11 protein-coding genes and 2 pseudogenes are annotated in these 10,767 nt (G+C 60.2%); 1 reads left to right on the forward strand and 12 read right to left on the reverse strand.

The genetic code is table 11. From position 1 onward, the window contains the following. Positions 1 to 77 precede the first annotated feature (77 nt). The gene (locus tag FVF58_RS47655) at positions 78 to 374 is read right to left on the reverse strand and encodes a YciI family protein (RefSeq protein WP_149676471.1); all 297 of its coding nucleotides are present in this window, start codon (positions 372 to 374) and stop codon (positions 78 to 80) included. Positions 375 to 722: 348 nt separating this feature from the next. Beyond that, positions 723 to 1,010, reverse strand: a complete 288-nt coding sequence (locus tag FVF58_RS47660; RefSeq protein ID WP_149676472.1) for a hypothetical protein — start codon at positions 1,008 to 1,010, stop codon at positions 723 to 725. A 50-nt stretch (positions 1,011 to 1,060) separates the two neighbouring features. Here FVF58_RS47660 and FVF58_RS47665 point away from each other — a divergent pair, with 50 nt between their 5' ends. Continuing rightward, on the forward strand, positions 1,061 to 1,975 hold the full coding sequence (locus tag FVF58_RS47665) for a LysR family transcriptional regulator (protein WP_246217551.1): 915 nt from the start codon (positions 1,061 to 1,063) through the stop codon (positions 1,973 to 1,975). 77 nt (positions 1,976 to 2,052) lie between these two features. Here FVF58_RS47665 and FVF58_RS47670 read toward each other — a convergent pair whose 3' ends face one another. The 10 genes and pseudogenes from FVF58_RS47670 to FVF58_RS53865 form a co-directional block, all read right to left on the reverse strand. After that, entirely contained in the window at positions 2,053 to 2,427 is a 375-nt protein-coding gene (locus FVF58_RS47670) for a BON domain-containing protein (RefSeq protein ID WP_149676474.1), read from the reverse strand. 30 nt (positions 2,428 to 2,457) lie between these two features. After that, positions 2,458 to 3,588 (reverse strand): porin, encoded by a 1,131-nt coding sequence (locus FVF58_RS47675; protein ID WP_188131194.1) that lies wholly within the window; start codon positions 3,586 to 3,588, stop codon positions 2,458 to 2,460. A gap of 287 nt (positions 3,589 to 3,875) precedes the next feature. Further along, positions 3,876 to 4,169 (reverse strand): annotated as a pseudogene (locus FVF58_RS47680) (transposase); the annotation flags it as partial. 83 nt (positions 4,170 to 4,252) lie between these two features. After that, complete coding sequence (locus tag FVF58_RS47685) at positions 4,253 to 5,260, reverse strand: NAD(P)H-dependent flavin oxidoreductase (RefSeq protein WP_149676475.1); 1,008 nt, start codon at positions 5,258 to 5,260, stop codon at positions 4,253 to 4,255. 53 nt (positions 5,261 to 5,313) lie between these two features. Continuing rightward, positions 5,314 to 5,646 carry a non-heme iron oxygenase ferredoxin subunit gene (locus tag FVF58_RS47690; protein WP_149676461.1) on the reverse strand — a complete coding sequence of 111 codons (333 nt, stop codon included), beginning with the start codon at positions 5,644 to 5,646 and terminating at the stop codon, positions 5,314 to 5,316. Positions 5,647 to 5,850: 204 nt separating this feature from the next. Continuing rightward, a complete protein-coding gene (locus FVF58_RS47695; RefSeq protein ID WP_188131195.1) occupies positions 5,851 to 7,113 on the reverse strand; it encodes a DUF3500 domain-containing protein in 1,263 nt (420 codons plus the stop codon). Positions 7,114 to 7,256: 143 nt separating this feature from the next. Beyond that, the gene (locus FVF58_RS47700) at positions 7,257 to 8,504 is read right to left on the reverse strand and encodes an NAD(P)/FAD-dependent oxidoreductase (protein WP_149676477.1); all 1,248 of its coding nucleotides are present in this window, start codon (positions 8,502 to 8,504) and stop codon (positions 7,257 to 7,259) included. Continuing rightward, positions 8,501 to 8,743, reverse strand: coding sequence for a ferredoxin (locus tag FVF58_RS47705; protein ID WP_149676478.1), 243 nt, complete (start codon positions 8,741 to 8,743; stop codon positions 8,501 to 8,503). Before FVF58_RS47705 ends, FVF58_RS47700 begins: the two co-directional genes overlap by 4 nt. Positions 8,744 to 8,782: 39 nt before the next feature. Further along, positions 8,783 to 10,051 (reverse strand): Rieske 2Fe-2S domain-containing protein, encoded by a 1,269-nt coding sequence (locus FVF58_RS47710; protein ID WP_188131196.1) that lies wholly within the window; start codon positions 10,049 to 10,051, stop codon positions 8,783 to 8,785. A 596-nt stretch (positions 10,052 to 10,647) separates the two neighbouring features. Then, positions 10,648 to 10,767, reverse strand: a pseudogene (locus tag FVF58_RS53865) (LysR family transcriptional regulator); the annotation flags it as partial.

Genomic DNA, 10,767 nt, shown 5'->3' on the forward strand with positions numbered 1-10,767 from the left:
GGAATGCACCTCATAAAGAGAGGCTGAAGTCCTCGAGCATGACGGACACCTTGCGAGGCGTCGGCAGTCATGCCTCATCACTTGTCCGGATTGCCCGACGTCCAATCCCAAGGCCTGACCGCGACCTCCGCGAACAGATCCGCCTTTCTGTAGGGGTCACCGGCCGAAAACTGTTCGGCGGCCGCAAGGTCTGGCGCCTCGATCACAATCAACGAACCGATCATCGTCGCACCGTCACGCGCCAGAAGTGGTCCGCCCAGCCTGTAGGTCACACCAGGATAGGGGGTACGCAGGTATTCGCGGTGTGCCGGGCGCGTGCTGGTTCTGACGTCGGTGGTCCCGGGTCGGTCGATGGCTACGATAGCGAAATACATTGAAGCTCCTTGTTGTGTCGAACATAAAAACGCGAGTTCTTGTTCCGCGTGATTTCGCCTGACGTTTTTCCAATCTGCGGATTAGACCGGGTTAGATCAACGTGTTCCCCCGTCTGTATTGACTGCAAGATAAGCCTTTTTTGCTGACCGGATAACTCCCCTCAATCTTGATAGACCTTCAGGCAGTTCGAAAAAATTGCCGTGGGTTTGCACGAGCGCAAGCCATCCAACGTTGATGCAATCTCGGCAACAATCAATTATCAAGTTTGACAACAGAACTCGATCGTTACCTCACTAGACTGTCTTCAACCGCTGCTAAGGAGCGATAGATCAGGGTGAGTGAAAACCCTAACCACTGGAAAGAAAAGAAGCGCTGGCGGGTCGCAGGATGCCGCCAGAAAATGCGCCGGTGTCGGCGCCGGCCAGAGAGACGTGGATTACGGTGCAGACGTAGTAGCCGTGGCGTCGAGCCGCAACAAGACAATGAGTTGGACCGTCCATCAAATAGTAAGCATTCCGATTGATATAGATGAAATCTGGCTGAATCGCGAGCGGGCACAGCCGGAAAAGTTTAAGCAATTCGCCTGATGCGACGCGACAATTGCGTTGACCGACGCCAGCCTCGCGCTCCAGCATCAGAGTGACTCTCAACTGTGACTTGATAATTGGTGGAATGCATGGATCGGATGTCCAGTCTCACTGCCTTTGTCCGCGTCGTCGAGAGCGGCGGCTTTACCGCGGCGGCGCGCCGCCTCGACCTGTCGACGACGACGGTCAGCAACCACGTTCAGGCGCTCGAAGACGGCCTCGGCGTCCGTCTGTTGAATCGCACCACACGCCGTGTGGGTCTAACCGAGATCGGCCGCGAGTATTACGAGCGCTGCTCACAAATCTTGCTGGAGCTGGCAGAGGCAGACGAGATTACCAGCGCGTTGCAGAGCACTCCGCGCGGCCGGCTGCGCCTGCGTTGCCACCAGGCACTGGAGCGGTTCGTCGCGCCGGTCGCTACCCGCTTCTCGCGCGATTACCCCGAAGTCTCGCTGGATTTCCAGACAGACACCATGATCGACCCCGTCGACCCCGTACGGGAGGGATTCGACCTGTCGATCATGCCGGCATCACCTCCCGACTCGACCCTCATCAGACGGACCCTGGCGAAATGGCACTACCTGTTGTGCTGTGCGCCCGCGTATCTCGAAACGCATTCCACGCCCCACAGCCCGGCCGACCTGGCCGACCATAACTGCCTGCTTTACGCCCATGCGGTCTACCGCGACGAGTTTCGTTTCGTCGATCCTGCCGGCAATCCAACAAGCACTCGCGTGTCGGGCAACCTGGTCACCGCCAGCATTACCGTCATGCGCGAGGCTGCCGCTGCCGGACTGGGATTATGTCTGTGCCCCCCGTTTGTCGTTTCTGATCTTCTCGCCTCCGGCGTGCTGGTGCCGCTGCTGCCCGACTACCGGACACAGCAGTTGGAGGTCGTCGCGCTCTACCCCCATCGGCGACAGTTAAGTACCAAGGTCCGACTGCTCCTCGATATGCTGGTCGAGCGGTTCGTCGACGAGCAGCGCTGGCTTGATGCGATGCCTGATCGCTAAGTGTCAACGCCGATTGAAAAGTTTTACATCGGCGCTAACAAGTTGCGAAGTCTACAAACGGTCGCCGCGCCTCTAACTTACTCTTCAAACGGACGCTGCACCGCCAGCTTGTTTGTCACCGCCAGGACACCCGGGTCACTCCTTGTGACCTTTTCCACCGTGTCGATCTGGCCTGCATCCCTCACCGTCCCGTCTAGCGTAACCTGACCGTTCTTCGCCACAATGCTGATATTGCCGGCGTCTACCTCTGTGTGCTTTGCCAGCGCCTTATAGATGCGCCTTCTCAATGCGCGATCTGCGAGCCTGTCTGATTTGACGATCAGCTTTTGGGAAACAGCTTCGACATGATCTGCTGAGACCTCGCGATTTCCACTGGTTTGTGACCACACGCTAGCCGATACGGCAGGGAATAATACAATTAACAGCGCTTTTGATATCACCTGGCTACTCATGGTAATTATCCGTTCAATCGAATATGTCAATCAGAAGGAGTGCCTTATCCCTATCATCGCCGCGGTCGTCGATACTCCTGGGGCGACAGGCGCACCATAGGCGATCCATTGGCTCATCGTCCCCTTGTTGTCGACATAGCCAACCTGCAAGTATGCAGTGGTCCGTTTCGACAGAAAATAGCTCGCTCCGACCGAATATTCGCTTGAGTGATTAGCCGAATTGTTACGATCCCGCAGGTGATAGTAACCGGATGTCACCGAAAGCCACGGAGTAAATTGATACCCAAGTCCGCCCGAGATCATCTCGATATCGACATGGGTTGAATTCGATGGATTTTTTCCGACACTGTACGACGCGGAAGCGGACATTGCCCGGTATCGGTACATGGCACCAAGGTAGTAAAACCGGTTGTTACCGAGACCCGTCGGCACACTCGTAGACGTCGGGTTCGTATCGTGGCCGTTATAATAGACCGCAGATACATTCAATCCATAATTTGAGTACCTGATGACAGCGGATTCACGAGTACCGCCCTGTACCTGACCCGCAACCCCGCCTGGCGCATACTCGAGTGCGAACGATGCGCCATAGAATTTAGGCGACTGGTAAACAAGAGCGTTACTGTCGAACAATGCGCCGATCGGCAAATTTGAATTTGCCCCCGACCAGCCCGCGGCCTGATTTATCGAGAGCCATGCCGTTAAAATGCTTCCAAAATACTCTCCCGCTCGAACGTCCGTGTCTACCATCGCGTAAATCATAGGCGCGTACTGCCGCCCAACGTCAACGGTACCAAATGGACCTAAGATGCCGATGGCTGCTACCTGATTGAAGATCGCTGTCACCCCTGTCGTATCGGATAACTGGAACTTGCCGCTGCTACTGCTAAAGGCGCCCTGCAGTTTGAAGTTGACCTCGTATCCGCCGCCGATGTCCTCAATTCCTTTCAACCCCCAATAACTGGCATATAATCCCGCGTCTTTGTCTTGCCATATCGCCCCGTTGTTAGGTGCTTTTGGTGAAAAAGACGAAGCCGAAGTACTCTGATACAAAAGTCCGTTATCGATCGCACCGTATAAGGTGAGGGAGGATTGCGCATGCACGGCGTTAGCCAGCACAGACAATGCGGCCACACCACGCAATTTGATACGCAGCTTCATTTAGTCTCCTGATCTTCATTTAATTTTTAAATCACCTCGGAAATTCTCCTATCGACATTTATTTATTATGTATTGCTAACATTTATGGTTCTGCTCGCTGCCCCGGTTACGGTCAAGCAGTAGCAACGCTTCGTGCAGAGCGCGAATTACGCATCGGCGCATCAGCCGGAGAGACCACGAACAGATCGTACTAACCACAGCGCCCATCCAAAGCCGCTCACAGCAGCAATCTCTTGATCGCGGCTCATTCGAGATCGTGCATGTCTCTGCGATAACGCTTTTTAGATACGAAATTGGGTTCGGATTGATGCCGTCAGCTTGACTGCCAGCTCCACGAAGATGGGTCGCGACACGCAGCTGCGTGTGCGGGTACTACGGTGACGCGCCGTCCCGAAGGTCGACTCGATCGTGTTGGTTTTCTTCAGGTGTTACCGATGCTCGACTGGGAATTCGTAGAAGAGCAGCAGGTTTTCCCAGTCCTTCTTCAGCGTCTCAGTGGCCTTTGGATACTTGATCGTATAGACCGTGACGAAACGATCGAAGGCGGCGTACGCATCCGTACGAGTTGCCGCCATCCAGATCACCCCGTTTCGCCACGGGATCGACCAGTACGGGGAGCCTGTTTGTTCTCATTCAAAGCAAGGCGCTCGGGGCCCCGGTCTGTCTAGCGACCGCTCCGCAAATCCGCGACCCTGGCGAGCGCCGCCTCCGCCGTTGCCTCGATTTCCCCTACGATCTCTGCTACCGACTTCACATCGTGTATCAGTTCAACCGTGGCACCGGCATACAGCGGACTTGCCTCCCAATCTCCCTCCATCGCGTCCCACGCCGCCGCCACGTCATAGCGATAGAGTGGCTTTCCATTCGGAAAGCGCGATATGGCCTCGCCTTCCCCGGGTCGCTGGCCGCTCGCTGGACGACCGGCTTCCTCCCATCTGGTGAACGTCGAATTGCGTATCACCTGATGCGGAGACTCCTGCCACCCCGCATCGAAGAGCCGGGTCTCGACAAGGTCCGTCGCGCGCGCTGCAACAACCCGCTCCTTGTAACCGCGATGGTTGGCCGATTCCCTGCTCGCCACAAAACGCGTTCCCATCCAGACTCCGCAAGCACCCAGCGCCATCGCAGCAACCAGGCCCCGCCCCTCTGCAATACCGCCCGCCGCTACCACAGGCACCCCCCTGGCGGCGTCAACGATAGAAGGCAGCAGCGACATCGTCGGCGCGCTTCCTACCAGATGACCGCCGGATTCCCGTCCCTGCGACACGATAAAGTCGACGCCAATATCCTTTGCCCGCGCCGCCTCTTCGGGGGTGCCCACGGTCCAGAACACAAGCCCGCCCGCATCCTTGATGATACGGACATAGGGCTCGAGATCTCCCTGCCACATCGAGAATACGCGCACCCCCGCTTCCAATGCGGCCGCCAGCCTCTTGCGCTGGTCGACGACCAACGTCAGATTTGCACCAAACCGACCGTTCGTGGCACGACTCATCTTTGCAAGCTCGTCGCTTACCGTCTCTTCCGGCATATGCATCAGCGCAGTAAAGCCGAAGCTGCCACTCGCGGCTACCGCTGCGAGAAATTCCGCGCTCGTGCCTCGCCCGAGAGGACCCGCCAAAACCGGCACCCGCAAATCGAGTGCTTTGGTCAACGCTGTTTCAAAAGGCATATCAGTTATTCTCCGCACCCGCTTCGGGCGCTCATCGAGTCCATGGGGTCGCCTCAGCTTTTCGCAGACGCCAGCTGTGCAGAGGCTACAAAGATCCTGCCATCGGCCACCGTGACCTCGTAGGTTTCAATGTCCCCGTTTGCCAGCGCCGACAACGCCTTTCCCGTGGTGACATCGAATTGCGCACCATGGAGCGGACATTCGACCACCGGGCCCTCCAGCCAGCCATCCGAGAGATACGCCAACGCGTGCGAACAGACATCACTGGTCGCATACACCTTGCCGTCCACGTTAGAGAGCAGAACCCGCGTGGCTCCCAGGAACACACATTTCATGTCGCCTGGCTTCAACTCCGCGACGCCACAAACATCCTCACCTTTGTCCATGCTTCACCTTTTCCATCTGATTTCACCTGACGCAACCGGGTTGGATCAACGTGTCCCCCGTCTGCATTGACTGCAAGATAAACCTTTTCCCTGACCAGATAACTCCCCTCAATCTTGATAGACCTTCAGGCAATTCGAAAAAATCGTGAGCTTGCGTGGGCTGAGTCTTGCAGATTCGGTAGTGCCCGCACGTCGGCCACGCAGTCATTTCGGCGTTTCGGCTGCACCCCGGCCAGCGGGCTCAGCCGTGCTGCGCGCGTGCGACTGGTCGGTGTGCGAGTGCGTATGGCCTCCGTGGTCATCTGTGTGCCACTGAAGGTAATGCTGGCGCAGCAGATCCTTGCCATAGTCCTTGCCATTCGGCGTGCGCACGAGCGTGTGGATGTGATCGCGGGACGGCTTATCGTTGTCGAACACGATGCCGGGCTGATGGTCGAACTCGACCAGGATCACCGGGCTCAAGATGCGGTAGTAGAACGGACTGGTATCGTCGAACGGCCCGATCCAGGCGAATTGCGTATCACCGAGGTGGCGTTTGGCCTCGGCCCAACGCAGTTCGGCCTGACCGGGGCGGACGTACCCGATATAGGTCGCCAGCAGCGTCTCGAGACGCTCACGGCCTTCCTGCGGCAGGTCCGCGTAACGGATGCCGCCTGGCTCGATATGCCGGTTATCGTTGTAAGCACCAGCGAACACTTCCCACGGCAGGTCAGTGCCGATCGTCGCTTGTTGCCGCGCCTCGGCCGACAGTGCGCTCATCAGCGCATGGCCTTGTTCCTCCTCGGCAGCAAACACACGCAGACCGCTATATTTGCCGAACCGCGCCAACACCGGCTCCGAACCCAAAAGGATCGGCGTCGTGACGAGCTGGTCGCCGAGCACGAAGCAATTGACGTTGAGGTGGTGGCCATCGATCTGCCAACCCCAAGGTTCGTTCGGCGACGGCGTCCCGAAAATGCTGATCCAGTAGTACCACTCGCTGTACTCCTCGGGCTTGCCCGTTATTTCCAGGGCGTGCTCGTTGAGTCGCATGACGTCGCGCGTGGTCCGATAACCCGCCTCGCTCATCGTCTCGCGCAGCAGTGCCAGCGCTGCCTCGCGCTGGCCGTCGCTGAGGTCGGCGAGACAGATCCCATTGCGCGGCATCAGCCAGGGATGAAAGTTGGACCACTGCCGCCACGCCTCGTCGTCGATTGCCAGGCAGGCGGCGCGCCGTTGCGTGGTGTCAAGGCTAGCGAGAAAGGCGCGCGCCGCCTCTAGCAGCGGGGCGAGCGAGACGCCAGTGGCAGCGGACGGGAATACCCCCTCGGCGACCGAGCCGGTGCCGCTTATTCCGCGGAACGGCTCGGCCAGGCCGGCCCGTGCCATATCGACCAGCTTCTGCTGGCGCGGCGTCAACTCGAATGGTCGGATCGCCGGCGCTGGCGGCCAGTTGCGTAATCCGAAATGTGCCGTTTCTCCTGCCATATTCATCGCCCTCCCTGTTGTTCGGTCGCCACCCAATGGCAAGCCGAGATTGGAAATACGCTTGTGCTACAGGACGCGCTGGCCCAACGCGGCTTCGACCTCAGCGGCCACGCGACCAATGCTTGTACCTGCCGGCTCGACCGTTATGTTTGCGCTGCCTCACGTCGCGAAAGGCGGGTGGCGTACGCCCGCAGATCGAACTCAGGGTCGACGGCCTGCTCCGGCGACAGCCGCGGGTCGGCGAGCAGCAGCCGGCGCGCGACCACGTGATCGGTCGGCCGGTTGATCGATTCGACACCCGTCAAGGTGCCGTCGAGGAAGAAGAACACCGAAAAGCTGCGGCTCTCTGGATCGCCGCGCAACACCGCACGGTCGTGGCCGGCGGTGATGCCGGCGATCTGCAGTTTCAAATCGGCCTGGTCGGTCCAGAACCATGGCACCTTGTCGTAACGTATCGACTCGCCGATGATCGCCGCAGCGACAGCCTGGCCCTGGTCGACGGCATTCTGGATCGACTCGAGGCGACAGCGGCCGAAGCGGCTGGGGAAGTTGGCACAATCGCCGATCGCGAAGATCGTCGGGTCGGTGCTCGCCAGGCTCTGGTCGACGACGATGCCGTTGTCGACAGCCAGCCCCGCTGCCGCAGCGATCTCGGTATTCGGCAGGACGCCGATACTGATCAATACGAGGTCGGCCCGCAGTCTGCGGCCATCGCTAGTCTCAACCCCGCTGACCCGCCCGTTGCCAAGAATACGGGCGACGCCGGTCCCGAGCAGAACCTCTGAGCCCCAGCCGCGGTGCGCCCTGGTGTAGAAGTGGGACGTCTGTTCGGAGACAACGCGTCCCATCGGCCGCTGCGTCATCTCGATGATGTGTACGCCAACCCCAGCCTTGCGAGCAACGGCGGCAAATTCAAGTCCGATGAAGCCGGCACCGATGACGACAACCTCGCGTGCCACTGCGAGCCGCGGCCGCAAAGCATCGGCGTCAGCGAGCGTGCGCAGCGGCAAAACGCCGTCCAGCTCGGCGCCCGGGACCGACAACGGGCGGAAGCGGGCACCCGTCGCCAGCACCAAACGGTCGTAGCCAACCTTGCGGCCAGAGGCGAGCTCCACATGCCGCGTCTGCCGGTCAATCGCGATCGCGGTCTCGCCCAGCTCCAGCTCGATCCGTTCCTTTTGGTAGAACGTCTCCGGCCGCAGCCATAGGCTGTCGAGCCCGGTCTCGCCTGCGAGATAGGATTTCGACAGGGGTGGGCGCTCGTAGGGGACGCAGGGCTCATCGCCGACCAACCGAATCCTGCCGTCGAACCCCGCCTGGCGCAGCGAGGTGGCCGCCTGGAAGCCGGCCTGACCCGCGCCGAGAATGACGACCGTCGAGTTCGGCCTCATGCCCGCGTCTCCATCAGGCGCCCGACGACGCCCTTCGCTGGCGACGCCACCCATTGGCAGGACAGGCGGTCGTTCGGTCCGCGCTCGCAGACGATAAATTCGAGCATCTCGTTTTCGCTCCATGTTGGGATGCAGCCGGGATCACCTTCCACGGCATAGACGTGGCGGGTGGCGCATATCGCCGAGCCGCCACCCTCGGCGGCGGTTCGGACGATGCCGTCGAGGGTCGCGGCCCGCACATCCCGGGCGCCGGGCGCCAGGGACGTGACTCCGGCAAATCAGGCGAGGCGTCCCACATTCGGGCCGAGCGCCGCGGCTTCGTCGGAGGTAAGGACCGCGTTCCACGTTCCCGTCGGAATGCCGCGCGCGGCGTCCTTGTCGCGCACGACGTTCAGCGGGTCGAGTCCTTGTTCCAGCCGCTTCAACTGGTCGCGCAGCATGCGTCGCAACAACACGACGCCGGTGTCGGAGGTGCCAAGGTTTTCGAGCGCATGCACGGCAGTCGTGCGCTGGCCCTCCTGCGCTTCGCGATCGTCGGGCTTGCGCTGGCGCTCCTCGTAGCTGCGCTCCAACGCCGCGCCCGGCCGGACCGCGTCGCTGATGTCGGTCCCTGGGCGCCAGTCGGCTTTCGGCACGCCCCCCTCCAACGGCCAGGCGACGATGCTGATGCCGCGAACATGCTCGTTATCTACCGGCACCGTCCAGGACAGTTCCGTGGCGCGTGTCTTGCGAGCGCCGCTGTCGTAGACGGCGGGGACCAAAAACGCGTTAGGCAGGATACATTCAGCATGCCGAATGAAGTAGTTGCCGTTCGGCAGCTCGCGCACCATGTTGAAACGCACCCCTAATGGCGTCTTCTCGAAGTCGATCTTGGCCATGTCCCGCGCCATTGTGCCCGCCGTCAGGCCCTCGAGCATGTTATGCCCCTGGTTGCCGCTGATCACCTGATGCAACATGATCAGGTGCCACGGATCGACGACGTTCTCATAATGCTGCAGCCAGTTGCAGTCCTTGACGTAGCCGATCCCCTGGTCGCCCCAGAGCCGCATGCCGCGCAGTTCGACCTCGCCCACCACGTTCTGGTCGATGATGTCGTAGATCGGGAATATTGGCTCGGTGCCGGGCGGGCCCATATAGATGAAGACGAGCCCGCCAAACTCGAGGGTCGGATAAGCCGGCTGCCAGACATTCATCCGCTCGCGAAACTCCTCGGTCTCGCACGGCATTTCCAGACAGCGGCCATCGGTGTCGTAGAGCCAGCCGTGAAAGCAGCATCGCAACCCCCTGTCCTCGACCCGCCCCCATTCGAGCGAGGTGCCGCGATGCGAGCAATGCGGCTGCAAGGCACCGACTTTCCCTGCGCCGTCGCGGAACAGCACGATCTCCTCGCAGAGCAGCTTTTCCTTGCGCGGCCGGTCCGTCAGTTCATCCGAAGTGCAGACAGGTTGCCAGTAGCGCCGCAGCAACTCGCCCATTGGGCTCCCCGGCTCGACGCTGGTCAGTTCAGAAGCGGCTGGTGGGGTTTGGTGTCCGTAGGCAGATTGCATCGCGTTCCTCCAAGTATTGTTGTGGGTCATCAAGTAGGAGTGAAGATATCCCCGACGGGTGCCGGGATAAACCTGTCGCGAATGGAAAGACTGTCAGGTGCTGCCGGATAATCACGCCCATTTCGTATACGGACTATCAAGCACGTCCTTGACGGCGGCTCGACTCACGTCGGAACGTCGCGCTCGTGTTTGCCCAGTTTCCGGGGCAACAGCGCCTCGTAGTCGTCGGTGCTCTTTGCGTAAGGCGGCGCGTTGAAGCGATCAGTCGGTCGATGTCCACGCGACTGGCCTTAGACGCCTCAATGATGGGCGTGCGTATACGCATCGCGACGGTCGGTATCGCCCGGCGATGTCTGCAGGGAAGTAATCAGCGTACCGGCCGGCAGATGACGATCAAGACGTGTTCGGTGTGTCACCTCGTCTGTGGCTGCGCCTTTGCCTGCCCTTGGCGGGTGTAGTTGGACGGCGGCAGATCGGTCACGTCGGCATCGGGTGGACGATGCGGCAGCTCGGTGCAAGCGGCCTCACAACCAGCTCGCACAGCACTGGACTCGACAACGGTCACCCTGCGCCGTGCGCCTTCTTTAAGAACCGGGCTACGGTCGAGCGGACGGACACAGAGCCGCTTCATCCTCCGCCAGTGCCTTGGGGACGGCCTCGCGCAAGAAATCCACGAACGTCCTGATCTTGGCGTCGAGGTACTGGCGCGACGCATA

The organism is Paraburkholderia panacisoli (genome assembly GCF_008369935.1).
Classification (GTDB): Bacteria; Pseudomonadota; Gammaproteobacteria; order Burkholderiales; family Burkholderiaceae; genus Paraburkholderia; species Paraburkholderia panacisoli.